Here is a 26516-nt window from a genome sequence, read left to right as displayed (position 1 = left end):
CCGTTGCCGGTACATGAGGAAGGCTGTTTTTATGCTAGCAGCTACCGCTACTAAACGTTACCAAGCATTTGCTTAGTAAGGCTTAGCGTCGTGCGCCATTTCTTCGGCTTGCGCTACGGCTTCGCTGCCTTTGCTTTCATTGTATTGGTTGCCACCTTCAGCTGATTGGCCACTGCGAGCGGCTTCAAGACCTTCAGCCAAACGACGGCCCCAATCCGGGTCGCAGTTGGTGCACAGCTCTACCATTTTGTCGCTAACCTTGCGGTTGGCCGTAGCGAGGGCACCTACCATGTTGTTGATCAGGTCGTCACGCTCCCAATCTTCGTGCAGACGGTAACGCTCACCGGCTTGCTTGAAGTTGTTGGTGCGGTCGAGGGTCTGACGTACTAAGCGGCCCGTGTACTCCGGCATGTGGTCGGGGGCAGTACGCGGGGCTTCCTTGAGGCCATTGAGACTGCTAGGCTCGTAGTTGATGTGGTTGTTCTGGCCAGGAGCCGAATCCACGTGGTACGCCATCTGACCGTCGCGCTGGTTGGTAGCTACGTGCTTCTTGGGCGCGTTGATTGGCAATTGCAGGTAGTTGGTACCTACCCGATAACGCTGCGTATCCGAGTACGAGAACGTACGGCCTTGCAGCATCTTATCGTCGGAGAAGTCGAGACCATCTACCAGTACGCCGGTACCGAACGCCGACTGCTCTACTTCAGCGAAGTAGTTTTCGGGGTTGCGGTTGAGCGTCATCTTACCCACAGGCAGGAAGGGGAACTGGTCTTGGGGCCAGATCTTGGTATCGTCGAGCGGATCGAAGTCTAGTTCGGGATGCTCGTCGTCGCTCATGATCTGCACGCACAGCTCCCACTGCGGGAAGTCGCCTTTTTCGATGTGCTCGAACAGGTCTTGCGTAGCGTGGTTGAAGTTTTTGGCCTGAATGGCTTCAGCTTCGGCAGCAGTCAAGTTCTTGATGCCTTGCAGCGGCTCCCAGTGGTATTTCACCAGCACGGCTTCGCCGGCTTGGTTTACCCACTTGTAGGTGTTTACGCCCGAGCCTTGCATCTGGCGGTAGTTAGCCGGAATGCCCCAAGGCGAGAACAGGAAGGAAACCATGTGCATAGCTTCCGGAGTGTTGGCAATGAAGTCGAAAATCCGCTCACCGGTCTGCCGGTTGTGTACTGGGTCCGGCTTTTGCGAGTGGATGAGGTCTGGGAACTTCATGGCGTCCCGGATAAAGAACACCTTTAGGTTGTTACCTACCAAGTCCCAGTTGCCGTCTTCAGTGTAGAACTTCACCGCAAAACCACGCGGGTCGCGCAGGGTTTCGGGCGAGTGACCACCGTGGCCTACCGTCGAGAAGCGCACAAACACGGGGGTTTGCTTGCCAGCCGTGTTGAACAGCTTGGCGCGCGTGTATTTCTCGATTGGCTCGTCGCCTACTTTGCCGTACGCTTCGAACACGCCGTGTGCTCCTGCGCCCCGCGCGTGCACTACCCGCTCAGGCACCCGCTCCCGGTCGAAGTGGCTAATTTTCTCCAGAAACTGGTAGTTCTCCAGTGTAGCCGGTCCGCGGCTACCCACCGTGCGTAGGTTCTGGTTGTTGGTCAGCGGATGGCCTTGACGCGTGGTGAGCGTTTGTGCGTTCTCACCGTCGGCCGTACGCTGGTCGTGGGAAGTGCCAGCGCCGGTGACAGCTGTGCCCGTACCCGACAGGGCATCAGCGGCACCATTCTGATTCTGGTCCTGATCCATTAGAATTGGGTTTTTAAAGAGTTTAGAACGACAGTCCTGATAGCAAGTAGAAACTACCGACCAAGGCTATAGTTTGCGATTTTCGCTATAAAATTTGGGTATTCACAGGGAAAAAGCGGTTTTTTCTTCCAGTGAGGAGCTGCCGTAAAGCCAACGCAGTGGCTACCTGCTACCTTTGCCCCTCATGCCTGCCACCATCATTGCTACTCGTACGTATACTATCGGCTTCTGGCTGATGTGTCTGTCGTCGTTCCTGTTTTTTGCCAGCTTTAACATGCTGCTGCCCGAGCTACCAGCTCATCTTACGCGGCTGGGTGGGGGCGAATACAAGGGGTTTATTATTGCGCTCTTCACGCTCACTGCCTGTATTTCGCGCCCCTTTAGTGGCAAGCTAGCCGATACGGTTGGGCGCATTCCGGTAATGGTTTTTGGCTCGCTGGTGTGCTTTGTTTGCGGCTTCTTTTACCCCTGGGCTGCTACCGTGGCGGGCTTTCTGCTGCTCCGGCTGCTGCACGGGTTTAGCACCGGCTTCAAGCCCACGGCCACGGCAGCATTCATTGGCGACATTATTCCGTTGGCCAAGCGCGGCGAAGCCATGGGCTTGCTTGGCGTGGCTGGTTCGTTGGGCATGGCAGCCGGGCCAGCGCTGGGTAGTCGCCTGACGGCGGCTACTTCGCTCAATACTCTTTTCTACGTTTCGTCGGGGCTGGCGCTGCTGAGCTTGCTGGTACAAGGCACCCTTACCGAGACGCTGCCGGTGGCTCAGCGCCAGCGGTTCAGTTGGAAGCTGCTGCGTTTGAAGTGGGACGAGATACTAGAGCCGCAGGTGTTTCAGCCGGCCATCGTTACGCTGCTGTGCTTGTTTCCGTACGGCGCTATCCTGACTGTGGTCCCCGACCAAAGCACAGCACTCGGTTTGAAAGCAGCCGACAAAGGCTTGTTCTATACCTGCTTTACCTTGTCGTCCTTGGCCATACGCCTGCTAGCGGGCCGCGCTTCCGACAAGTACGGCCGCCTACCCATCCTGCGCATATCCACCATCCTACTTGTCGTGGCGCTTGGAGTACTCACGCTGGCTACCCATTCCATACCGCTTTTCCTGGGCGGGGCGGTACTGTTTGGCTTATCTACTGGCCTCAACTCTCCCGCCCTCTACGCCTGGACCATTGACTTGAGCCATCCGGAGCGGCGTGGTCGGGGTGTGGCAACTATGTATATCGCTCTGGAAGCGGGTATTGGCTTTGGCGCTTTGCTGGCCGGCTGGATATTCTCCAACCAAATCGAGCATTTGCCTTACGTGCACGGCTTGAGTATGGCGCTCACGATAGCGGCCGTTGTCTACTTGCTGTTTGGAGTGAAAAAACAGCCCGTAGTGGAGCACTAAACTGATAATAAGTAGAATATATACAATATTTGGTAGACTATTCGTTTTATTGCACCTTTAGACTGCGTAACCTCCCTCCTATCTCTTATAAGGCGAAAAGAACTGTATTATTCGCCTCTCTTATTTTATGTCCCCTTTCATTACTCGCTGCATGCGAGTCCTAGCCGCCTGCCTAGTAGTGGCTGGCCCTCTCACCGCGCAGAGAATCACTAACATGCCGATTCAGTTCGGCAAAGTACTGCCTGCGGATTTTGCTAACCCACCCGCTGCTACAGATACCGCAGCCGCCGAAGCCGAATATTTATGTGACTTCGGCAACAGCAAGATTGTCGGCTCAAACGACCATTTTCAGGTGGTGTTCGAGCGCACGGCCCGGCTGCGCATCAACCGAAAATCGGGTTATGAATGGGCCACGGTGCAGGTACCGCTTTACACCAAAGATGGCAGTTCCGAGCGCCTGACTAACCTGAAAGGCTTTACCTACAACTTGCAAGATGGCCGCGTCTCGCAGGCGAAGCTTAGCTCGGAACCAGTCTTCAAGGAAAAGCTCGACAAAAACCACTTGCAGGTATCGTTTACGATGCCCGATGTGCGGGAGAATTCTATTGTGGAGTTTTCCTACACGATTATCTCCGACTTCATATTCAACCTCCAGGATTGGCAGTTCGAGCACAGCATTCCGGTGCGCTGGAGCGAGTACCGGGCCAATATTCCGCAATTCTACAACTACAAGTCGATTATACGTGGCTACTTGCCCTTTGCCGTAGAGGAAAAAACGACAGTGCCGTACAGCACCAGCTACAATATGTCGCCGGATGCAGGCTTAGGGCCTACTAAAGATATGCGCATTTCGGGGCAGGCAATGCAACTCCGATGGGTCATGAAGGATGTGCCAGCGTTTCGGTCGGAGCCCTTCATGACCACTCCGCACGACTATGTACGCAGCGTGCACTTCGAGTTGGCTGGCCGCGACTTCACTGGCCATGATTATGTCGATTTAACTGGCAAGTGGGAAACGCTCTGGAAGACGCTAAGCGAAGACGAGGAATTTGGCAAAGCCTTAACTTCTCCGGCGCCCCTTGCCGCCGAAGCTAAAATTATCCAAGCCAAGTACCCCGACCCTACTGCCCGGGCGGCGGCCGTGCTGGCCTTGGTGCAACGTAACGTACAGTACAATGGTCAACCGCGCATCTACGTGTCGCAGCCTTTGCGGCGCACGTTTGAGAAGCACCTTGGCAATGCAGCCGATGTGAATTTGCTGCTCGTGCAGACCCTGCGCCAAGCAGGCTTGCAGGCTACTCCCCTGTTGCTCAGCACCCGCGACCACGGGAATGTGCAAACGAATTTGCCGGTAATCACGCAGTTCAACTATGTGGCTGCTCACCTTACCCTGCCCAACCAGCCCGACGTACTACTCGATGCCACCGAACCGCAGCTGCCGCTCGGGTTCTTGCCCGAACGCTGCCTCAACGGCCAAGGCTGCCTGGCCGATGCCACCGGACGGTGGCTGCCCCTAAAACCCGCCGCTAGCCATGTGCAATATCGGACTGCTAAGCTGCGCCTTACGCCGCAAGGTTTGTTGGAAGGCACTGTTAAGCTGGAATATGGTGGGTATGCTGGCTTGGAAGCTCGCCGCCAAATACGAGAAAGCTCCACGGGCGACTACCTAGGGCGCATCAGCCACCGCTGGAGTGATTGGCAACCCGCTGCCGTGAAGCTGGTCGCCCTCGACTCAGTACGTAAGCCTTTAGCGGTGGAGTTGAACCTAAGCTTCCCAAGCGACAACCCGGATGCGGCCATGTTTTATCTGCCCCTGCTTAAAGCAGTGGACATGATGCCCCATCCTTTCAAAGCCGAGAACCGCATCTATCCTGTAAACCTGGGGATGCCGCGTGAATACACGGGCTTGGTAACACTGACATTGCCAGCAAACTTCACGGTGCAAGAGCTACCGGCTAGCGTACTGCTGGCGCTGCCGAACGGCGGCGGACGGTTTTCTTATCAGGCCAGTCAGATCAGTCCGGAAACCATCCAGATAGCTACTCGGCTTCAGCTTTCAAAGTCCGACTATAGCCCTGCGGAATACGCTGCACTCCGTGAAATACATCAGCGTGCTGCTTCCAAATACGCCGAAATGCTGGTGGTACGCAGAAAGTAAAGGCTATGTAACGCCGCTTATAAGGCAGGCCTCGAATAGCTTAGCCCTGCCCAAAACGACGCTTATTACGTGATAGAATAAATAAATTATATTAAGAATTAGATTCCTTTAATTTTCACCTCTAAATTGATGAGCTTATTCGACTATAGATTGATGTACCGTTAGCTATAAGTCTGTTTCCTTTCCATTAGGACCAATACCAATTACACTACTTCCTTCCTGCTTGTAGCAGGAACCAGCACTGCCTTTGCTTTTTCCTCACTATTTATTATATGAAAGAAATTGTATCCTACCGCCTTGCGCTGCTGCTCGCGCTTGGCAGCGTAGCCACGCTGCCGGCACTAGGCCAAGCAGATCCTATCAAGTTCGGAAAGCCCAATCTCGAAGACTTCAATTCTGAAAACTTTGTGGCCGACAGTGCGGCCGAAGCCGTCGTGCTTTGTGACTATGGTCGCTCCCGCTTCGAGTACGTGGACGGAGATTTTCGAGTGGTATTCGACCGGGTTACGCGCATCAAAATTTTAAGCAAAGCAGGGTACGACCGGGCTACGGTAGAGGTGCCGCTCTACCACCAGAACAGCCAAGAAGAAAAGCTCACAAACGTAAAGGGCTTTACCTACAACATGGTGAACAAGGAAGTAGCGAAAGAGAAGTTCGACGCTACCATCTTCCGCGAGGAAGCTAGTTCCAACATCACGGTGCGCAAGTTTACGCTGCCCAACGTGCGTGTGGGCTCGGTTATCGAGTATTCCTACACGGTTCTGTCCGATTTCACCTTTAATTTTCAGGACTGGCAGTTTCAGCACACTATCCCGGTGCGGTGGAGCGAGTATCGGGCCTCTATTCCGACGTATTTCGATTACAAGATGCTGATGCAAGGCTACGTGTCGCCCTCGGTAGTCGAGCACTCAGATGGTTCCATGCAAGTAACCGTGCGTGAGAGTGGCGGCTATGTCGGCGGAGGCTTCAATACACAGCGTGTTGCCGGCAGTAGCAACACCCACAACATACCGCTGAAAACGCACCGTTGGGCGACGAAAGATGTGCCAGCATTTCGGGATGAACCTTTCATGACCACCTCCCGGAACTACCTCTCGCGCATCGACTTCGAATTGGCCGGGGTCCGCTGGGAAGGGCAGCCGTATCGGGCGGTAGCCGATAGCTGGGAGAAAATCAACGAAGATTTGTTGACCGACGAAAACTTTGGGATGCAACTCAAGCGGGGCGGCTTTTTGAAAGAGCAGCTTACGCCGCTGCTGGCCAAGGAAAAAGAGCCGGCAGCGCGAATAGCGGCCATTCATGCCTTGGTGCGCAAAGCCGTGAAATACGACGGCAACGACCGGTTCCATAGCACCAGCACCATCCGCAAGGCCTACGACCAGCACCGCGGCACGGCCGCCGATGTAAACCTGCTGCTGATAGCCGCGTTGCGTGAGGCAGGCTTCCAGGCCAACCCAGTGCTGCTGAGCACCCGCAGCCACGGCATGGTCAACCAGGAGTTTATGCCATTGCTTTCCCGCTTCAACTACGTGGTAGCGCACGTGGCACTGCCCGAAAACAAGGAGTTGCTGATTGACGCTACCGAGGAACTGCTTCCGTGCGGTATGCTACCCACACGCTGCCTCAACGGCACGGGCCGCCTCATTATGCCGAAAGCCGCCGAGTCGCGCTGGGTGAGTTTGGTGCCCCAACAGCGCCTTACCGAGTATCAGCAAATTCAGCTTACGCTGGACGACAAAGGCGGCTACACCGGCAAGGTGCACAGTGAGCACGGCGGCTACGCAGGCTTGCACCAACGCACCCGGCTCACCGAGAAGGGCGAGAAGAAGTTTGTGGAAGAATTGCTGCACGGCCGCGAAGGCTGGAACCTGAGCAAGTATCAGTTCAGCCAGCGCGATGCTCTCGACAAGCCCCTAACCTTGGACTACGAGCTAACGGCTGCTGGCGGTGATGCGCCCGCCGGCATGCTCTATCTCAAACCTTTACAGCACTTCGGCAATGCCCGCAACCCGTTTGTGCACGAAGACCGCAAGTTTCCGGTGGACTTTGGCTTTGCAACAGACGAGACCCTGGTGATGACGCTCACGCTGCCCGCTGGCTACGAAGTAGAAGAATTGCCAAAAGCAGCTTCTATTGCGCTGCCCGGCGACGGTGGTCGGTTCCTGTTTCAAGCGCAGCCTTCAGGCTCTACCATCCAGATTATGAGCCGCCTCAATCTGAGTCGGCCGGTGTACTCGGCCGAGGAATACGCCAGTTTGCGCGAATTCTACCGGCTGGTAGTCGCCAAGCAGACCGAGCAAATTGTGTTGAAAAAGAAATCATGAGTTGCTTTTTGCTTTCCCGTAAGCCCGGCCACCGGCTTGGCGTGTTTCTAGGCGCGAGCCTGATGGCCAGCACCGTGCTGGCTGGTTCTCCCCCTAAGTACCCGGTAGCCGACATCCCCGCTGCTTTGCGCGAAAATGCACACGCTGTGGTGCGGCTATCCGAAGAAACCTTGTTGGTGAAATCAGCGGGGCGGACCATCGGGACCGAGCACCGTGCCGTTACTGTTTTCGATGAAGCAGGCTCCCGGTTTGCCACCGAAGTGGTGTACTACGACCAGTTAAATACGGTGGGGTTCTTCCGCGGCTTTGTGTACGATGCCGATGGCCGTTTGCTGCGCACGCTCAAAGCTTCGGATATCAAGGATATTTCTTTGTCCGATGGTTTCAGTTTGGCCAATGATGGGCGCGGCCGCACGGCTGACCTGCGCCAGCCGCAGTATCCGTACACCGTGGAATTCGAGCACGAAATCAATTCCACTAACACCCTTTTCTACTCCACTTGGCGGCCCCAACCCACCGAGCAGGTGGCCGTAGAGCAAGCCGTGTTTCGGGTGCTGACGCCCACCGAACTGCCGCTGCGCTACCTGGAGCGGGACCTGCCTACCGGCACCGCCGTAGCACGCAGCACGCAGGCCGGCGGTTTGCAAGCCTACGAGTGGCGGGTACAGAACTTGCCCGCCGTGGAAGACGAACCCGATGGTCCGCCCGTGTCCGAGACGACGCCCGTGGTATTTACCGCGCCTAGCCAATTCGAGGTGCAGGGCCACTTAGGTACGCTCACGTCCTGGCAAACGCTGGGCCTGTGGAACTACCAGTTGAACACGGGGCGTGATGAATTGCCGGCCGCCTTACAAGCCAAAATAGCAACATTGGTACAGGGCGAAACCGACGAGCGAGCGCGCATCAAGAAAGTGTACGAGTGGCTGCAGGGTAATACGCGGTATGTGTCGGTGCAGCTGGGTATTGGGGGCTGGCAGACGTTTCCGGCTTCTAGCGTGGCCGCCAACGGCTACGGCGACTGCAAAGCGCTTACCAACTATTGCCAAGCCTTGTTGAAAGCTGCCGGCGTTACGGCGTACTGTGCATTGGTGCGGGCCGACGAGGAAGATATTCGTACCGAGTTTCCGAGCCAGCAGTTCAATCACGTAGTGCTGTGCGTACCCTTGCAAAAAACCGCCAAGCGCGACACTGTTTGGTTGGAATGCACTAGCCAAACCAATGCCTTCGGCTACATGAGCAGTTTCACCGGCAACCGCCATGCGCTGCTGGTAACGCCGCAAGGTGGGAAGCTGGTGCGCACGCCCCGCTACGGCGCTTCCGATAACCGGCGCGAACGGCTCGCCGACGTGTATGTAGATGAAAAGGGCAGCGCCACCGCCACTATCCGAACGCGCCGCACTGGCCTCGAGCAAGACAACTACGCCGCGCTGGCGAATGCCTTGAATGGGGTAGATCAAAAGAAAGTGCTGGCCGAACACCTGCCGCTGGCCAACTTCACCATCAGCAAGCTGACGTATGCGGCCGACAAGCGCGGCTACGTACCAACTCTGACGGAGACATTGGGGCTGGCCCTGCCAAACTGGGCAAACGTATCGGGCAAGCGCGCTTTCCTGACCCCGAACCTGCTCAGCCGCTGGAATGCACTACCTCCGAGTGTGGGGGAGCGACGGACTGCCATTTGGCTTGAGAACCCCTTCAGCTACGCCGATACGGTGCGCATTCACGTGCCTGCCGGTTTCAAGCCCGAGAGTTTGCCGGCTCCTGTGCAACTTAGCACAGCTTTTGGCACCTATTCCAGCCAAGTGCAGGCACTTCCCGATGGGACGCTGCTATACGTGCGCCGGCTCTTGGTGCCTCGCACCCGGTTTGCCCGCTCGGAGTATCCGGCGTACCAAGATTTCCGCCGCCGCATCAGCACGGCCGATAAAGCGCAAGTGGTGCTCGTGAAGACCGACGCTTAGAAGTATCAACCATCTAATCTAGTTGCGAAGCCCTTTAGAAAATTTTCTAAAGGGCTTTTCTTATGCTCACCAGTGACCTGCTCTGGTTAAGCTCTTCGATAAAGTGAATTGGAGCACAAGAATAGCAGGAGTAATGACAAGGTCTTGTTGTACCAAAGCCCAGCGTTCATCGTACTCCCTTACTGAACTCATCCTACCTACAATCTATGAAAGTCAACCTGAAAAAGCTCCCTCAACAAGTTGTTGTTATTACCGGTGCCTCGTCGGGCATTGGGTTAGTTACGGCACGTATGGCGGCCAAGAAAGGCGCCAAGCTAGTATTGGCGGCCCGCAGCGAGGAAGCACTCCAACAACTCACCAGCGAAATACAAGAAGACGGCGGGCAAGCCACCTACGTGGTGGCCGACGTAAGCAGCCAAGAGGAAGTACAACGCATCGCACAAGTGGCCCAGGAGCAATTCGGCGGTTTCGACACGTGGGTTAACAATGCCGGCGTCTCTATTTATGGCAAGCTGGAGGAAGTGCCCATTGAAGACATGCGCAAGCTGTTTGAAACCAACGTCTGGGGATTGATCTATGGGTCGTTGGAGGCTGCAAAGCACCTCAAGCAACGGGGCGGTACCATCATCAACGTGGGCAGCATCTTGTCGGAAACCACTGCTATACTGCAGAGCATCTACAGCGCCAGCAAGCACGCCGTGAAAGGCTTCACGGATGGTTTGCGTATGGAGTTGGAGCTAGACGAGGCCCCCATTTCGGTTACGCTCATCAAGCCAGCCGCTATTGATACGCCCTACCCCCTACACGCCAAGAACTTTATGGAGCGCGAAGCCAAGCATGCGCCGCCCGCCTACGCCCCCGAAACGGTAGCCCGGGCCATCCTGCACGCTGCCGAAACGCCAACGCGCGAAATAACAGTAGGTGGCGGCGGTAAGATGATGGAAACAATGAACCACTGGGTACCCCGCCTGCTCGACAAGTTTATGGAAAACGTGTTTGTGAAGCAGGAACAGGCTGAATACCCAGCTGGCTCATTTGAAAATAACGGCCTCGATGGCCCTACCGGCAAATTAGAGGCGCGCGGCAACTACGACGGCCACACCCGTGAAACCAGTCTGTATACCACTGCTGTTTTGCACCCCGCCGTAACGGCAGCTGCAGTGGTAGGCGCCGGTGTGGTATTAGCGGCTTGGCTAGGCAAGTCGTCGGGCAGAAAGTTTAATGGAAAAGCATCCGGCCATACGTACCGCGGCGTCTTGCCTCCCGATACTATTCAGTCAACGAAGTACTACGGCAAGTTTCAACTGTAGTTCTGTGAAAATCAATGGCAGGAATAAGCTTGCCATTTGAAACAGTGGACCTGCTTTTGGGCTGTGAAATGTGCAGCATAGTGCTGCGTTCCTGCCATAAATAGCAGAGCTTACAGCTAGCAAGTACAGCGCCCGGCTTAGGTGGTAAGCCGGGCGCTGTACTTGCTAGCTGTAAGCCTGCTATCGAAATCCTCCTCTGACACATAGTTCAACAATTCAGCGAGTGTGAAAGTCGCAAGGTCGGGCTGTTCAAGCATCCTTGCTCGCGTACTCTCTATCTATAGCTGATTGCTGTATTGTTGGATACACTGCTTTCGTTTGCTGTTCAAACTAGCGTTGGTTTCGCCGATAAAGCAGGCCGTGCAGTTTCTCAGGAGTTGCTTTTAAGCAAGAGTTACCGTGTTATTTCTCTGGTTAATCTCCAGCTTACTTTCGCAGAATGGCAGTCGAAAAACAGTAACTTAGATTCATACAATAGGACTACGCTTCTTCACTTCGCCACCTTTTCTTTTTTCTATGCCATTAGCTTTTACTTTCTCACGGCGTGCTTGGCAGAAGGCTCTTCTCGGAACTCTGCTGTTGGCGGCTGGTACTCCGTTGGCGGCTACTGCGCAACGGGTGCTGTGGGCCAACGCGAGTGAGCCGTTGCCAACGGCTGCTCGGGCCACTACGCAGGCGCTAAGCCAGTACCGCGCCGTGAATGTGCAGTTGCCTGCTATGCGAGCCGCCCTAGCAGACGCTCCTCCTGAAGCTAGGCTGCGCAATTCCACTACAGTAATCTCTTTGCCGCTGCCCAATGGCTCTTCCGAGCGTTATCGGATGGCGCAGGTACGCGTGATGGACCCGCAGCTTGCGGCTCGCTACCCAATGATTAAAACGTACGTGGGCCAAAGCCTCGACGATGCTACGGCTAGTGTGCGGATAGATGTGTCGCCGGCTGGGTTTCACGCCATGATTCAAGGAGCTAGCCGTACTGTATTTATAGATCCGGCGGCTGATGGCAATACCGTACAGCACTTGGTGTTCAATAGAAGCAGCATGAACCAGAACACCCAAAGCTGGGCGTGTACTGCCACTGGTTCGGCCCCCTTGCTTCCTGCCCCTACGGCCGGGCGCCTCCCCAATGGGGCTACCCTGCGCACCTACCGGCTAGCCATGGCTTGCACCGGCGAATATGCCACCACCAAAGGCGGCACCAAAGCAGGTGCCTTGGCGGCCATTGTAGCGTCGGTGAACCGGGTAAGCGGGGTATATGAGAGAGAATTAGCTATCCGCTTGGTACTCGTTCCTCGAACCGACACGCTCATTTTTCTTGATCCTCTTACAGACCGCTACAGCAACCTAAGTAACAGTGCCACCCTAGCCCGAAACCAAGTGGTGGTGGATAGCCTCATTGGCACGGCTAACTACGATATAGGCCACATCTTCAACACTGCCGATGGCGGTATAGCAGGCTTAGGGGTGGTTTGCAGCCCCACCCAGAAAGCAACAGGTTCCACTGGCCTGCCCAACCCCACCGGCGACGCATTCGATATCGACTATGTGGCGCACGAAATGGGGCACCAGTTTGGGGGAGATCATACCTTCAATGGCAGCACGGGCAGTTGCGCCGGTAGAAACCGTTCGGATAATTCAGCTTACGAGCCCGGCAGCGGCACTACCATCATGGCCTACGCTGGTATCTGCTCTCCGCAGAACACGCAACCCAATAGCGACCCTTATTTTCATAGCCGGAGCTACGACCAGATCATTGCGTATGTAAATGGCGCTGGAAACTGCAGTGTGAATACGGCTACCGGCAACAATGCGCCCGTTGTGAATGCTGGTGCTAACTACCGAATTCCGATTGGCACTCCTTTCACACTCACCGGCTCGGCTACTGATGCTGATAACGATGCTCTGACCTACTCCTGGGAGCAGTTCAATCTTGGGGCAGCAGGAGCCCCTACCGCGCCAGTCGGCGACGCCCCAATCTTCCGGGTTTTCGCGCCGGTAGCTAGCCCAACCCGCACGTTTCCGCGCCTCTCCGACCTACTGGCCAACACTTCGACCATTGGCGAGATTCTACCCTCTTACTCGCGCCGCTTGATTTTCCGCTTAGTCGCGCGCGATAACCGGGCTACTGGCGGCGGTGTTGATTACGATTCGATAAACGTGGTAGTGTCGGGAGCGGCTGGTCCTTTCTTGGTAACCGTGCCAAACGTTGCTACGGCCTCGTGGCAGGTGGGCGCGCCGCAGCAAGTTGCCTGGGATGTAGCCAATACCACTGCGGCGCCCATCAACGCGGCCAACGTAGATATTCTGCTTTCCACGGACGGTGGCCTCACCTTCCCGACGGTGCTGCTGGCCAATACGCCCAATGATGGATTCGAGAATGTGACAGTGCCTACCTCGGTGGCCGCCACTACCACGGCCCGTATCAAGGTGCAGGCTTCGGGCAATATCTTCTTCGATCTTTCCAACCAGAATTTCACTATTCGCAACAGCGGCACGCCCACCTTCTTCCTAAGCCCGGCCGCCACCCAGTTGCCATCGTTCTGCGTTGGTAGTTCCCTAACGGTTCCCGTTACCGTCGGGGCTATTCAGGGTTTCACTGGCACGGTTGCCTTGTCGGCCAGCAATCTGCCGGCGGGTGTTACGGTGAGCTTCGACAATAGCAACGCCACGGTAGGCTCCACCGTGCAGGCGACTATAACTTCTACCAGCACCGTTCTAGCTGGCTTGTACTCTATTTCCTTCACGGGCACGAGCGGAGCGGAAAGCCAGACGCAGCAATTTTCTTTTAGGGCACTGCCTGTTGCCACCGCAACTGCCGTACCGATTAGCCCGGTGGCCGGAACCCGAGCAGGACCACGGCCACGCTTCACTTGGAACGTAGTGCCCGATGCCGTTGCTTATGAACTACAGGTTGCAACCGATGCCGCTTTCACAACGGTACTTCTTACACAAGCTGGTATCGTCAGGACCAGCGACACGCCTCCTTCGCTGAATCTGACGCCGGGCACCACCTATTACTGGCGTGTGCGCGGAGTCAACACGTGCGGTACTGCTCCGTACTCGGCGGCTACTGCATTTGAAGTAGGCGCCCTAACCTGTGCCACTACTGCGGCTACGCAAGTACCCGTAACTATTGCGGCGGCTACTGCCAACACTGTCAGGTCGGTGATAAATGTGCAGAATGTGGAGCGAGTAGGCGACATCCGCATCCGCAACCTTGCTATCACGCACCCCAACGTAGGGGAACTTACCGTTTCGCTTACCAACCCCGCGGGCCGTACGGTGGTACTGCTTGCCAATGTCTGCCCGGGTACGGCTAACCTCAACCTGAACTTGAGCGATGCTGCCGGAACGGCCCTTACCTGCCCTCGCACGGATGGTGCCACGTACCGGCCGGCCAGTTCGTTTGCTGAATTGCTGAATGACCCGGCCAATGGCAACTGGACCCTGACTGTAACCGACAACACGCCTGGCAATGGCGGTACGCTCACGGGTTGGAGCCTGGAACTGTGCACGATAGGCGAGCTGCCAGCTGTTCCAACCGCGTTGACCGCACTTCTCAACGGCGGAACCAACACCGCAACCAATGTTAACTTGGTGTGGCTGGATAATGCCAACAACGAGACCAGCTATCAGATCGAGCAGGCGGGCCCGAACAGTACGACGTATCAACTCCTAGCTACTGTGCCCGCCAACACAACCTTCACCAGCACGCAAATCAGTGGCGCCATCGGCACAAGGTATTGCTACCGCATCCGGGCTGTTAACGCAACAGGAGTTTCCGCCTATTCCAACGAGAGCTGCGTTACCATAACGGTGCTTGGCAACAAGGATGCAGCCTTGCTGCGCGGTGTACAGGTGTTCCCGAACCCAAGTACGGGCTTGTTCCAAGTGAATATCGACAACGCGCAACGCGGCCCCATCACCTTGCGCGTCACCGATGCCCTTGGGCGCACCGTCGAGCGGACTGTGCTCAACAAAACCAACGCTCCGCTGCAACACGCTCTCGACCTAGGCAAGCTCAGCACCGGGATGTACCAACTCCACTTAGACATGCCAGAGGGTACTGCTGTAGTGAAGCTGCTAAAGCAATAAACAAGCTAAGTCAGTAACCGGAAAAAGAGGTGGCTCCCGAGTGGGAGCCACCTCTTTTTTTACAACGAGCAACAAAGTTGCCCACAGAAAGTCCTCAAGGCCGGAACCCCTGGCTTCTATAAGCCATTTCCGTTTTGCTTCAGCTTACTTTCCATAACCTGTTTGAACTCGAAGTTAGGCGGCTGTTAAAAACAGCAACGGCAGCACCTACTAGGTGCTGGCGTTGCTGTTGAAGAACAAAAATATAGTAGAGGTTAATCCACTACTACTTTCCGCACTACAGTCTGTTTACCAGCTTGCAGACGGAGCATGTAAATGCCCTTGGCTAGTGCAGTGGTAGTAAACGACTGCTCGGCCGCGCCTCCCCGAACGGCGAGCGTACGCTCGGCCACGGTTTGTCCTAGCGTATTAAGCAACGTAGCCTGTGCTGCAGTTAAAGTATTGGCACCGCTCACACGTACAGTTAGCTGACCCGTACTAGTAGGGTTAGGGAACACCGTTACTTCACCTTTGGCAAGCTGCTGTTGGGTACCTAGCACCGTGCTACTTAAGCCGATAGTAAATGGGCCTTGCACGTCGGAAGTAGCGTACGGTGCTACCGCAATGTAATACACCGTGTTAGGTGTGAGGCCGGTGGCATTCAGAGAGCCAGCAGGTGAGTTGTTGGTTTCGCCGCCTTTGCACGCCACTTGCCGGAAGCCGGCAGAGCATGATGTAGCCGAAAACACCCGGACTGAACCCGCCGCGCTACCCGTAGTAACAATACCTACGCTGGTGCTACCTGCCCCCGTGGCATTGGTAGTGAAACGGAACCACACATCCTTGGGATTAACAGCTACGCCGCATCCCATGGGCGGAGGGTTTGTGTAGCCGCCAGCCACGCTGGTTATGGTAGTAGTAGCACCCACGTTGGTAGCACTAACCGGAGTTGCCCCGCTTGACGGCGCTGGTAGTACCACCGCAGCACATGGGTCGTCGTTGGCGGGAGCTGCTACGGCGCTGGTAGTGAAGGTGGCAGTTAGTATGTTACCCAATGTACCGCTAGCACAAACGGGCTGTATCGTAAGCGTATGGGCTGTACCAGGCGTTAGGCCCGTAACAACAAAAGGCGAACTAGTAGGTGCCGGGGTAACAGTGGTAGCCATACCACCCATTGGAGTATAAGTAACCGTGTAGCTGTTGTTGCCTAACCCACCCACAAAGCTGACGGTTGCGGAAGTATTACTAATAGAACTTACCACAACATTGCGGGGGGTGCCGCAAATAACGGCCGGTGGCACAAACCGGTATATCTGTCCGGAAACCGGTACGGTAGCAATGTTGCGCGGATCGGCAGTGGAGCTGGCAGTAGGAGTAGCCGAGGCGTTGTTGAGAGCCAGGTAGCTACCCGCTCCAGAACCTGTTCCTCCTAGACCAATGGAAGCTGAGGCAGCATTCAGTGCCCCGCCTTCCGGACGATAAATATATTCGATGTTATTGGAGCCTTCGTAGAGTTTGACTTGAAACGATACGCTGGGCGAGGTGGCATCATAATCCCATAGGAAATTGCGCCATTCAAATGTAAAAACCCGGTTAGGAGCCGTACCAGTAGTAGCGTACGAAGCCGTGCCACCCTGCCCGCTCAGATCGTCCCAGAGAGGTGCAAGCAGCGGACGTAAAGCCGAGGCTGTAGTAAGATTGTTGGACTGTCCGGCTTCTAAATTGGCTGTGTTGAAGGTTATGAAGCCATTGGAAGATGCCTGCAACTGTGTAAACACAGTGGCATCGTAAGTAAAGGAAAACCCGATAGGAATGGCAGGCGATAAAGCATCGTCTTCTTGCAGCACGGGTAAGGCCGTGGCTCCAGTCAGAGGGGTGAATGTGCCCGCTACTGGTGTAAACGTGTAGTTGTTTACTTGTGCTGACGCCGAGCCAGTGGTTAGGGCTGCTCCAAATAGTACGACTACAAGATACCGAAAGACTGCACTACAGGCTTGTATACGTGTTTTCATTCAAGGGCAAGAAAGATGTGGAAAGACCAGAGCCTAATCACTGTGATATGGTGCATCGACCCGCAATAGGCCAATATAATCTATAAATTCTTCACCTCGACAATCGATACAAGTGCTCTACGGCTCAGGTAAACCAAAATAAGATACAGTGTTGACCTAGTCTAACTTTTAAAGCACAGACTACTAGCATTTTGCTTACCGGAAGCACACAGATAAGGCTAGTTAGAGACCGTCCTCCGTATACCTTCAGCAAGTATTCCCAGGGAGATAAATAAGCCGCACACGTAAAGGCAAGTGCAACCACAGTGTGCAGAGCAATGCCGAGAAAGCGCACTTCCTGCCACTACACAACGAACCAACGACAATTAGAACCGGTAACGTGCTTGCACCTTGAACTCGGTACGGCGGGAACCTTCTATTTGCTCTAAGCCAGAACCCACTGTGGACTGATGCCGGTAAGAAGTTTCGGCCAGGCGTAGCCAGAGCGTGAGGTTGCGGGTACAACTAATTTCGGCTAGGCCGTAGATGCGGGTGCCTTGTCCAGAAAGCGCAGGTACAGAGAAGGCGTACAGCACGTCCTGCTCGAAAACATACTGCCGGGTATCATAATCGTCGGTGTCGAAGAGGGCATACCGGGCCGTTAGGCGCAAACGACGCCCTACTCCCACACTCACATCTTGCGCCAGCACGTAGCCGCTGCGCCAAGCACCCTGGTTTTCCCGATAGCGGGTGCCTTGTACCCGGGTGCGCAACCCTAGCGTTGTGGTGGGGTTGGCATCGTAGTAGAGAAGCAAACTGCGGCGCACGGTGGGCACTAGCAGCGGCAGCGGCCGGTTACCGTCGGCATCGTACTCCTTCTCGCGGGTGCGTACTTGGGCGTAGAGCAAGCTGGTTTTGGTGGGCGCATACGTTAGGCGTACCAGCCAGTCGTGTCCACGCGAAGGAGCACCCACCTGATATTTCAGCCACGGAAACCAGAATTGATCGTAATAAGCCGATACTTCCCACCGAGCTATGGGCCGTAGCTTTATTCCCAGGTACAAGCCCGACTCGTTGATGTTGCGGGTGTTTTCGCTGAGGGCATTGCCGTAGAGGGTGTGAAAATTACGGCCATAGTGCCGCATCAGGGCCGATACATCGATGGTAGGGGCAACACTAGCTAGTACTCCGTTCACAGTTCCGAACCCGCCGGAACTACTGCGTGCTGTTTCGCCGAAGAGCAGCACGTTGCCGCGCACATAGCTATAATGGCCACTCAGAGCCAAGTTATGCTGGCCCCGAAATTCGTACTGATTGTAGAGTTCGGGGCGGCGCTGAATGGCTTTGTCGAAATGAGTATCGACGGCCGTAAGGCCTGCGGCGAGGTTGCTGCTGCGGCTATTGTAGCTGAGGTTGCCGCCTGCTACCGTTTCGCGTAAGGCCTGTCGATTCGCTAGCTCGTTTGGGGTACGGTGGAAACCTGTCAGCAAAAAGCCCGAAGAATATTCATCGAACTCGGCCAGCGAATCGGCGGCGAACTGCACGTTGGCATCAACCCGCTTGCGCGACACAAAAGCTGTAGCCCGCACCGTTGGTGCCAAGCTGTACGTGGCCGCTGCTCCCCGAAAGAAAGTACTCTCCAACACCGATGAATACGGCCGCACCCCCACCGAGCTGCGCCGTAAGGTGGTAATGGTTTCGGCCCCCTTCCCTACCTGCAAGCCCGACGACAGCAGCAGCCCCTGCCCGAATTGCAATTGGTAGTCTCCCACGGCCAGCGTTTTCAACCGTCCTCGTTCTTGCAGCACCAAATGTCCTGACAGAAAGTCGGCCCCGTAGCGGCGGGTATTGGGGTTCCAGACCAGTTGCTCGCCCGCATCCTTCTCGGCTGTGAGACCGAAGCTGAAATCTTTGGTATGACTGACGCGGTAACGCACGAGCAGTTTGTCGGGCGACCCTAGATAGCGCGTGGGTCCGTGGCCGAGGCTATCAAGCGGCGCTAAAGCGTAGCCCTTTCGGTCTTGCAACACCCGTTCGTAACGGACAAATAGCGCATTGTTGTCTTCCTTAAGTACGCGCTGCCAGAAAGGGCCACGCAAAGCGTTGTTGGCTCCTTGTGTTTGTGCTGTCACGAAGGGAGCTACGCGGTAAATGGTACGCACATCAAAGCTCGGCACTACCTGTAGCTCATACAGCGTGAGAAGCGCTCCGCGCTGCTGGCGGTAATCGAGCAGGCTGGTAATCTGATTTTCGGAGAGCAGCAACAGGCCCCGTAGCTCTTCTCGGGTGGCTGTATTGAGGTTGAGGGGCGTTTGGTAATACTGCAGCAGCGTTTCGTAGAGGTCCTCGTACGGCACTTGGTCGCTCTGTATTTCGGCAAACAACTCCTGCGTCAGCCGATCCAAGTCGGCGGGAGGGCGCACGTATTCCTGCGCCTTAGTGGGTAGGGCCGCTGCCAGCAACACGCATAGTACACCTACACAGCGCTTCGCTCCAGAAAACCACTTGCAATCTAATAGCGTGTACGGCATCACTTCTTCGCGAAGACAAAGCCTACCCCCACATGCTGGCTCAAGCCCAAGGTGGCATGCCAAGCCGCCGCATAGTCGATTTGGAGCGCACCGGCCTGGAATCCGATGCCGCCCGTAGTTTCCTCGGTGAGGGTTCGGAAACCTGCACGCAGCGCCAGCTTTTCAATGATGCGGTATTCCAAGCCTGCCTTGAAATCAGCGTCCTGTTCCACATCTTTCTCGGTCTCGATGTTAAGCAGCACCTTGTCGGTGGGGTGATACGAAAGCCCGGCCTTCAGCACGGTTGGCACCCGTTCTTGCTGATAATCCGCCAGCTTGGCTTGGTTGAGGTTGTAGAGATACGCGCCAAATACCAGCCGTTTGGGTACCAGTTCCGCCTGCCCTCCCAACGATACAGCTACTGCCTGCTTGCTACCTAAGCCCTCAATGCTAAGCTGCAGCATATCTACACGGGCCCCAATACTTACCAGTCCGCCGCGGTAGCCATAGCCTGCCCCAACTCGCTGTTCGCTGTACAGCTTGCCGCCAAAGCGCTGCACCTCCACGCCCACCACACCATTTTTGGCTTTCTCGTTTTCGACCGTGCCCAGGGGCATGGCCGCCGCCACAGCCACTGTGTTCAGCGCGCTTAGCAGGTAACGGTTTTCGGCATACACACCCACCTCTGGCCCAGTTAGCTGCCCAAGGCCCGCTACATTGTTACCAACTGCCCACACGTCACTCAATGTCACGGAGGCGTTGGCAAGTCCGGCTGCTCGCGCGCCGCGTGTACCAGGACCACTACCTTGCCCGTAGGCGGTAATTGATAATAGAAATAAAATAACTACAATAAGATAGAGTTGTCTCATAAGCAAGTGTATACAATCTTCAATAATAGTAAAATTAGATTGAGAGACAGTAAAGCTTGTGCTTTCTCTTTTATTAATTCATTGAAAATCGAGTGCTGAGAGCATCCAGTGTTTCACTAAAAAAGCCCTAGCACCATGGTGGTACTAGGGCTTTTGCCTTGAACTCCCACAGGAGCAGTAAGCTTACATGCCAGCTGCTGTGGTTTCCTTACCTTTCTTCTTTTTGACTTTGGTTTTCTGACCGTCTTCGGTCTTTACTTTCATCTTTTCCACGTCGCTCAGAGCATCGGCCGAGGCGGTTGCGGATGGGCCTACACCGGGGTTAGGGCCATTGTTGACGATCGTCATTTCATCGACAATGTGCCGGGCGCCGCCGAGCTTCTCAATGCACCAGAGCACGTAGCGGATATCGGCGTTGATGCAGCGCTTCAACTCGGGGTCGTAGGCGAGGTCGCCGGTCATGGCTTCCCAGTTGCCGTCGAAAGCAAGGCCGATTAGTTCGCCGCGGCCGTTAATGACGGGCGAACCGGAGTTGCCGCCCGTAATGTCGTTGTCAGTGATGAAGGCTACGGGCAGGTTGCCATCCTTGTCAGCGAAGCGGCCGTAATCTTTCTGCTTGAGCAGTTCCAGCTCTTTCTTGGGCACTACAAACTCCTCGTTGGTAGGATCTTCTTTTTCCAGAATGCCTTGAGCTGTGGTTTTGTAGTCGTAGCGCACGGCGTCGCGGCCTTTGTAGGGGCGCACAGTGCCGTAGCTGAGCCGGAGCGTGGAGTTAGCGTCGGGCGAATACACTTTCTGGCTGTTCTTCTCGCGCAACGCAGCTACGTAGAGACGGTTGGCACGGGTGAGGCCCGCTTGCAGCGTCTGCATTTTCGGCAGAATGTTCTGCGTATAGTTCACGTATACCGAATTGAAGGTCTTGAAGCCAGGGTCGGCTTCGAGCTTCGCCAGGGTAGGATTCGCCAAGAAGGCATTCACCTTAGCCTCCGATGTGAGGAAGGAATTGGTGAATACGAAGTCGGCATATTTCGCCCACGAGCCGCTATACTCCTTTTGCACAGTCTGGAATACGTCGGGCAATTGCGCCTGAGGTACATCCTTGCCGTAGAGGGTCATTAGGGCGGTAAAGACTTTCTTGTCGGTTGAAGGGCTGTAGTCCTTGAAGTAATCGGCCACTGGTTCCTTCAGGCCGTCTACTGCTTTCTGAATAGCGGCCTTGTCGGTTGGCGTGGTTTTGAGAGTCATATAAAGCGGCATCATCCGAGAGGCCAGCGTCACGATTTCCGTTCCGAAAGCGGCTTCGTTCACGTAGTTGGCGCTCAGGTTGTACTCGCGCAGCCCGGCATACGCTTGGTTGATCGTGGGAAGCGCTTCGCCATACTGCTGAACGCGACTTTGGTCGGCCCGTACCCACTGGTCGAGGGAAGCTTCTTCTGCTTTCTTGGTATCCACGGTTTTCAAGCGCTTCATGCCTTCGTTCTGGCCGATGTAGTACTTCCAGTAATTGGCAATGCTGGCGTATTTAGAAGCATATTTCAGGCGCAGTGCTGGATCCTGTTCCATGTCTTCTTTCCACAGCTTAAGGCGTGTATCGCGCAGCTTGATGCGCGCGGGGTTGCTTTGGTCGAGCGTTAGTTGGAGACCAGCAGCGGGCAAAAAGCGTTGGGTGCGGCCGGGAAAGCCAAATACCATGGCGAAGTCGCCTTCGCTCACGCCTTGTAAGCTCACGGGCAAGTGCTTTTTGGGCACGTAGGGTACGTTGTCGGCTTGTGGGGTAGCGGTGGGTTTGTTGTCTTTATCGGCGTACACCCGGAACATCGAGAAGTCGCCGGTGTGGCGGGGCCACATCCAGTTGTCGGTGTCACCACCGAACTTGCCCACGGCTTCTGGTGGCGCCCCTACTAGACGCACATCACCGAAGCGCTGATACACGAATAAGTAGTACTCGTTGCCGCCGAACATGTCGCGCACGTAGGCCACGTACCGGCCACTTTCTTTGGCGGCATCGGCCATTTCCTTTTGGTGCTGCTGCACAATAGCCACACGCTCCTGCTCGGGTGTGGTGGGCGTAACGCCTTCCAACACCTTGCTGGTTACGTCTTCCATCCGCACCAGAATGTCTACGAACAAGCCGGGGTTGGTTTTTTCTTCGGCGCGGGTGGCCGCGAAAAAGCCGTTTTGCAGAATGTTGTTTTGCGGGGTACTGTGGGTTTGCAGCGCATCGTATCCGCAGTGGTGGTTGGTCAGCATCAACCCCTGGCTGCTCACAAACTCGCCGGTGCAAAAACCGCCAAGCTGCACCACAGCATCTTTCAGACTGGAGCTGTTGACGCTGTATATTTCTTCGGCCGTCAGCTTGAGGCCTTTTTTCTGCATGTCGGCTTGGTTGAGCCGTTTCACGAAGAGCGGCAGCCACATGCCCTCGTCAGCGCGTGCCGTAAAGGGTAGCAACAGCGTTAGGAGCAAAACTTTTGCCCAATTGTTTTTTCGCATGAGTAGAAGAGAAAAAGAAGAATAAAGTAAGATAACCATTGGATTCGGACGGCTAATTTACGAAAGAGTCGCGGCCTATTATCAGACACGACAATATGCTGTAGCAATGCAGGAACGTATGTTACACGCTTCCTGCACCCGCCCATGAGTTGCTTAGATATAGCGGCCGCAATTATTCTGCGCCGTTTGCAGTTCTTTGTGTTGATGTCGTATCTAGTTCGTCAGTTGCTGCTAGGGCTGCTGTGGGTGTACCGGTACTTAATTTCGCCGCTTACTCCCGCCAGTTGCCGCTACACGCCCACTTGCTCTGCGTATGCCGTGCAGGCCATCCAGAAATATGGCCCGTGGCGAGGCGGTCGGTTGGCTTTGCGCCGTATAAGCCGCTGCCACCCGTGGGGCGGCCACGGCTACGACCCAGTTCCGTAGCGCAGAAATAGCCGGTAGCAGAACCGGATTGGGAAGTTTCACCTACGGTGGAGATGCCCTGCTACGCTTGTTTGTGGTAGCAATTGAGGGTTGGATTATCACTTTGCACCTTGTTTTACGTACTAGGCTGCGTTGCTACTGTTGGAACGTAAAAGCCAACCGTCATTTTCACTTCTGTTTTTTACCCCTACTTGATGTCCAGAATATCCCTGCTTGCCCTCAGCCTCATTGCCCTACTCGGCTCCGCTTGTTCACAGGCCCAGAGTGATACTGCCAAGGAGTCGGCTGACTCACCTAAATCTGAAAAGAAAAAAGGCAAAAAGAAGGACAAGAAAGGTGACAAGGAAGTAGCGGCGGGGTTACAACCTGTGGGTGAGCTGCAAGGTGGCGTACCTGAAAGCTCGGGGCTAGCGCACGGCAACCGGCCCGGCACGTTCTTCACCCACGGCGACGCCGGCACAACCCCCGTCCTTTACCTCATCAATGAGAAAGGCGAGTTGCTAGGCCAGCGCGAACTTCCGGTACCAAACATCGATTGGGAAAGCCTCGCCGACGATGGCAAAGGCACCATCTACGTCGCCGATGCAGGCAACAACAACAACTCGCGCCAAGACTTGGCCATTTACCGCGTCAATCCCGACCAACCCGATAAAGTCGGTAAAATCAGCTTCCGCTACGCCGACCAAAAAGCCTTCCCTCCACCCAAAGAGGAGCGCAACTTCGACTGCGAGGCCTCGCTTTGGCACGCTGGCAAAATCTACTTGTTCACCAAGGACCGCGCCCAGCGCAGTACCAGCAAAGTATATACGCTAACCGATCAGCCGGGCACCCAAACGGCGCAGTTGCTCACCAAGCTTCCTATTGCCGGCGAAGTTACCGGCGCCGACCTGAGTCCTGATGGCCAGCATTTGGCCTTGGTAGGCCAACAGGCCCTGTATCTGTATGATGGCACCGACTTAGAAAGTGCGCTGAAAGCCACCCCCAAAACCGTTTCTTTGAAAGGTGCCGGTCAAACAGAGGGCATCTTGTTTCTCGACAACAGCACTCTACTCATCAGTACCGAACAAGGCGCACTCTACCGTTACCAGTTGTAGCCTTTTATAGAATAAGCAATACTAGAAAAGCCGCCCCCTGCTAAGCAGAGGGCGGCTTTTCTTATTAGGCGTATTTACGTACTCGATTATTTAGCCAGCGCTTGAAGGGAAATAGAGCGTTACACTTTGATGGCCTTTTTGTCGTTGGTTTCCTCTTCGCCTAAGTCCCGCGGAGCATAGCCATATGGGTTCTTAGGGTCTTTGCCAGCCCGTAACAGCACCCACAAACCCACCAGAATCAGCGGCAAGCTTAAGATCTGGCCCATATTAAGTGGCAGTTTGTCTTCGAAGCCTTCCTGGTTTTCCTTCAGGAATTCACCTAAGAAACGTTGCGTGAACAGCAGTACCACAAACAGCCCGAACAGCAACCCGCGGGGCGTACGGTCCTTGGTGCGGTTCCACATACTGTAAAGCAGCACTAGCAGAAAGATACAGAAGGCAGCCTCGTAGATCTGGGTGGGGTGGCGCGGCACCGCCATCGGCGAATCGGGGGCAACGGGCGTACCTTCAGGGAGCATGCGGTAGGTTTGGGTGCCGTCGGGGCGGATGGCAGGTTGTGCGGCTACCTGCACAGCACCGGGCGGCAGGGGCCGCACGGCAGGCTGCAAATGGTCAGTGTCGCGCACAAAAACAAAGGCCCAGGGCTTGTCCGTTGGCTCACCTACTATTTCCGAATTCATCAAGTTGCCCAGGCGAATCATGGCCCCACCTAGCGCTACCACAATCACAATACGGTCGAGCACCCACAGGTAATCAAACTTATTGTTGCGAGCAAACAGCCAGCAGGCCAGCAAAATGCCGAGCGTAGCGCCGTGGCTGGCTAGTCCGCCTTCCCAGATTTTAAATATCTCCAAGAAGTGCTCGGAAGTCAGATAATAATCAGGGTCGTAAAACAGTACGTGCCCTAGCCGCGCGCCCAGGATGGTACCGGCCAGCATGTAGATGGTAATCACATCCACCCAACGTGGCGAAGTCCGCTCCGACTTGTAGATATGCGAGAGGATGAACGTGCCGAACACGAAGCCCGACATAAACAGCAGCCCGTACCAGCGGAGCGTCAGCGGCCCTAGTTTAGCCAGAATGGGGTCCGTGTTCCAGGTAATGTAGGCGAGGAAGGAAAGCATGGTTGCGAAAAGATGAAGAGGAGGCAAAGGTACTTAGACATTCGGTTTGCGACCTTGCAAACCGCTTTTCCACTCAGATACTAGGCAGAAGCAGCACGAACTGGCAGGAAACCACTCAGCGAGCGGGTAGAGGTGCTTTCTGGCCGCCAGGATAAAGTTGGTATTGGTTGGCGGGCTTAGCAGCGCGCAGTACGTCGCCATCGCCGCTAAGCATGAGCAGTAAACCTAGCATGAGGGCATAGCTAGGCCAGCGCAGCCAAGTATGCAACAATCGGCGCTCCGTGGCTGCCTCGCCAACGAGCCGGGCGCGTACCCGGCTATAAAAGTACGGCTGAGGCTGGGCAGGTTGTCGGGTTCGCCATTGATGCAGCAGATTCTCCCATTCTTCATCGGCAGTAGGGCGAGTGGCAGGATCAGACATGACGCAAGGGAAGAATAAGGTGGGTACGAAGGGTTTTGCGGGCACGAAACAACAGGGATTCCACTGCCGGCACAGTGGTGTTAAGAACAGCTGCTATTTCTTCATAGCTTAATTCCTGTTCGTGACGGAGCGTAAAAGCCACTTGTTGCTGGCTGGGCAGTCGAGCAATGTGCGCGAGTAAAAGCGCCAACTGCTGCTGCCCCTCTAGTTGCGCCTGCGGGTGCACATGATCAATCGGCTCGTGTAGCACGTTGTTGTCGAAGCCCAGTAGGCTGGTGAAATAGGCAAAGCGCTTTTTGGCTTGAGCCCGCTGCTGGTGTTTCAGGGCCCGCGAGGTAGCCAACCGGTAGAGCCAAGTACTTAGCGCCGCTTCGCCCCGAAACTTGCCAATGGTTTGGTACACTTCCACAAACACTTCCTGCGCTGCGTCTTCCGCCTCTTCCGGCGACCGTAGCAGCGCTAGTACTGTGCGGTATATACGATTCTGGTACCGCTCTACTAAAGTGCGAAACGCAGCCTCACTGCCCTGTTGCAATTGGGCTACCAGTTCGGCATCGGCGGAAGCAGCAAGGCATTGCGCAGCAGGCACGACGCAGGAAGCAGTAGGCAGCGGAAGTGTATACACCAGTGAAGCGAA

General features: G+C 55.4%; 16 protein-coding genes. 8 read left to right on the top strand and 8 right to left on the bottom strand.

The window, feature by feature from the left end; all coding sequences use genetic code 11:
- Positions 1-72: 72 nt before the first annotated feature.
- Entirely contained in the window at positions 73-1743 is a 1671-nt protein-coding gene (locus P1X16_RS02030; RefSeq protein WP_277225911.1) for a catalase, read from the bottom strand.
- A gap of 184 nt (positions 1744-1927) precedes the next feature.
- Here P1X16_RS02030 and P1X16_RS02025 point away from each other — a divergent pair, with 184 nt between their 5' ends.
- The 6 genes from P1X16_RS02025 to P1X16_RS02000 all read left to right on the top strand — a co-directional run bounded on the left by P1X16_RS02025 (position 1928) and on the right by P1X16_RS02000 (position 14972).
- A complete protein-coding gene (locus P1X16_RS02025) occupies positions 1928-3127 on the top strand; it encodes an MFS transporter (protein ID WP_277225909.1) in 1200 nt (399 codons plus the stop codon).
- A 214-nt stretch (positions 3128-3341) separates the two neighbouring features.
- On the top strand, positions 3342-5285 hold the full coding sequence (locus tag P1X16_RS02020) for a DUF3857 domain-containing protein (protein ID WP_277225907.1): 1944 nt from the start codon (positions 3342-3344) through the stop codon (positions 5283-5285).
- A 272-nt stretch (positions 5286-5557) separates the two neighbouring features.
- Complete coding sequence (locus P1X16_RS02015) at positions 5558-7609, top strand: DUF3857 domain-containing protein (RefSeq protein WP_277225905.1); 2052 nt, start codon at positions 5558-5560, stop codon at positions 7607-7609.
- Positions 7606-9570: a DUF3857 domain-containing protein gene (locus tag P1X16_RS02010; protein ID WP_277225904.1), complete on the top strand. Its 1965-nt coding sequence runs from the start codon at positions 7606-7608 to the stop codon at positions 9568-9570. The genes P1X16_RS02015 and P1X16_RS02010 overlap by 4 nt, the downstream gene beginning before the upstream one ends.
- Positions 9571-9776: 206 nt before the next feature.
- Entirely contained in the window at positions 9777-10880 is a 1104-nt protein-coding gene (locus P1X16_RS02005; protein WP_277225903.1) for an SDR family oxidoreductase, read from the top strand.
- A 516-nt stretch (positions 10881-11396) separates the two neighbouring features.
- Complete coding sequence (locus tag P1X16_RS02000) at positions 11397-14972, top strand: reprolysin-like metallopeptidase (RefSeq protein ID WP_277225901.1); 3576 nt, start codon at positions 11397-11399, stop codon at positions 14970-14972.
- Between the two features lie 254 nt (positions 14973-15226).
- Here the strand turns inward: P1X16_RS02000 and P1X16_RS01995 are convergent, their stop codons facing one another.
- From P1X16_RS01995 to P1X16_RS01980, 4 genes are all read right to left on the bottom strand, one after another.
- Positions 15227-16963: a T9SS type A sorting domain-containing protein gene (locus P1X16_RS01995; RefSeq protein WP_277225899.1), complete on the bottom strand. Its 1737-nt coding sequence runs from the start codon at positions 16961-16963 to the stop codon at positions 15227-15229.
- Positions 16964-17328: 365 nt separating this feature from the next.
- Entirely contained in the window at positions 17329-19407 is a 2079-nt protein-coding gene (locus P1X16_RS01990) for a helix-hairpin-helix domain-containing protein (RefSeq protein ID WP_277225897.1), read from the bottom strand.
- A 65-nt stretch (positions 19408-19472) separates the two neighbouring features.
- Positions 19473-20321 (bottom strand): hypothetical protein, encoded by an 849-nt coding sequence (locus P1X16_RS01985; RefSeq protein ID WP_277225896.1) that lies wholly within the window; start codon positions 20319-20321, stop codon positions 19473-19475.
- A 183-nt stretch (positions 20322-20504) separates the two neighbouring features.
- Entirely contained in the window at positions 20505-22814 is a 2310-nt protein-coding gene (locus P1X16_RS01980; protein ID WP_277225894.1) for a S46 family peptidase, read from the bottom strand.
- Positions 22815-23018: 204 nt separating this feature from the next.
- On the opposite strand from P1X16_RS01980, the gene yidD reads away from it, so the two are divergent.
- Positions 23019-23240: a membrane protein insertion efficiency factor YidD gene (gene yidD, locus P1X16_RS01975; protein WP_245122216.1), complete on the top strand. Its 222-nt coding sequence runs from the start codon at positions 23019-23021 to the stop codon at positions 23238-23240.
- A gap of 194 nt (positions 23241-23434) precedes the next feature.
- Entirely contained in the window at positions 23435-24334 is a 900-nt protein-coding gene (locus P1X16_RS01970) for a hypothetical protein (protein ID WP_277225893.1), read from the top strand.
- Positions 24335-24453: 119 nt separating this feature from the next.
- On the opposite strand, the gene lgt is transcribed toward P1X16_RS01970, so the two are convergent.
- The 3 genes from lgt to P1X16_RS01955 form a co-directional block, all read right to left on the bottom strand.
- Positions 24454-25458 carry a prolipoprotein diacylglyceryl transferase gene (gene lgt / locus P1X16_RS01965; protein ID WP_277225891.1) on the bottom strand — a complete coding sequence of 335 codons (1005 nt, stop codon included), beginning with the start codon at positions 25456-25458 and terminating at the stop codon, positions 24454-24456.
- Between the two features lie 115 nt (positions 25459-25573).
- Positions 25574-25879 (bottom strand): hypothetical protein, encoded by a 306-nt coding sequence (locus P1X16_RS01960; RefSeq protein ID WP_277225890.1) that lies wholly within the window; start codon positions 25877-25879, stop codon positions 25574-25576.
- On the bottom strand, positions 25872-26468 hold the full coding sequence (locus tag P1X16_RS01955; RefSeq protein ID WP_277225889.1) for a sigma-70 family RNA polymerase sigma factor: 597 nt from the start codon (positions 26466-26468) through the stop codon (positions 25872-25874). The genes P1X16_RS01960 and P1X16_RS01955 overlap by 8 nt, the downstream gene beginning before the upstream one ends.
- Positions 26469-26516: the final 48 nt, after the last annotated feature.

Source organism: Hymenobacter sp. YC55 (assembly GCF_029433095.1).
Classification (GTDB): domain Bacteria; phylum Bacteroidota; class Bacteroidia; order Cytophagales; family Hymenobacteraceae; genus Hymenobacter.
This window is presented reverse-complemented; position numbering and strand designations above follow the sequence as displayed.

What these genes read in the sequence shown, in the direction of transcription:
- yidD (WP_245122216.1), top strand. Translation starts at nt 23,019, where the DNA reads ATGTCGTATCTAGTTCGTCAGTTGCTGCTAGGGCTGCTGTGGGTGTAC.
- P1X16_RS01970 (WP_277225893.1), top strand. Translation starts at nt 23,435, where the DNA reads ATGTCCAGAATATCCCTGCTTGCCCTCAGCCTCATTGCCCTACTCGGC.
- P1X16_RS01985 (WP_277225896.1), bottom strand. Translation starts at nt 20,321, where the DNA reads ATGAGACAACTCTATCTTATTGTAGTTATTTTATTTCTATTATCAATT.
- P1X16_RS01960 (WP_277225890.1), bottom strand. Translation starts at nt 25,879, where the DNA reads ATGTCTGATCCTGCCACTCGCCCTACTGCCGATGAAGAATGGGAGAAT.
- lgt (WP_277225891.1), bottom strand. Translation starts at nt 25,458, where the DNA reads ATGCTTTCCTTCCTCGCCTACATTACCTGGAACACGGACCCCATTCTG.
- P1X16_RS02030 (WP_277225911.1), bottom strand. Translation starts at nt 1,743, where the DNA reads ATGGATCAGGACCAGAATCAGAATGGTGCCGCTGATGCCCTGTCGGGT.
- P1X16_RS01995 (WP_277225899.1), bottom strand. Translation starts at nt 16,963, where the DNA reads ATGAAAACACGTATACAAGCCTGTAGTGCAGTCTTTCGGTATCTTGTA.
- P1X16_RS02015 (WP_277225905.1), top strand. Translation starts at nt 5,558, where the DNA reads ATGAAAGAAATTGTATCCTACCGCCTTGCGCTGCTGCTCGCGCTTGGC.
- P1X16_RS01980 (WP_277225894.1), bottom strand. Translation starts at nt 22,814, where the DNA reads ATGCGAAAAAACAATTGGGCAAAAGTTTTGCTCCTAACGCTGTTGCTA.
- P1X16_RS02010 (WP_277225904.1), top strand. Translation starts at nt 7,606, where the DNA reads ATGAGTTGCTTTTTGCTTTCCCGTAAGCCCGGCCACCGGCTTGGCGTG.
- P1X16_RS02005 (WP_277225903.1), top strand. Translation starts at nt 9,777, where the DNA reads ATGAAAGTCAACCTGAAAAAGCTCCCTCAACAAGTTGTTGTTATTACC.
- P1X16_RS02020 (WP_277225907.1), top strand. Translation starts at nt 3,342, where the DNA reads ATGCCGATTCAGTTCGGCAAAGTACTGCCTGCGGATTTTGCTAACCCA.
- P1X16_RS02025 (WP_277225909.1), top strand. Translation starts at nt 1,928, where the DNA reads ATGCCTGCCACCATCATTGCTACTCGTACGTATACTATCGGCTTCTGG.
- P1X16_RS02000 (WP_277225901.1), top strand. Translation starts at nt 11,397, where the DNA reads ATGCCATTAGCTTTTACTTTCTCACGGCGTGCTTGGCAGAAGGCTCTT.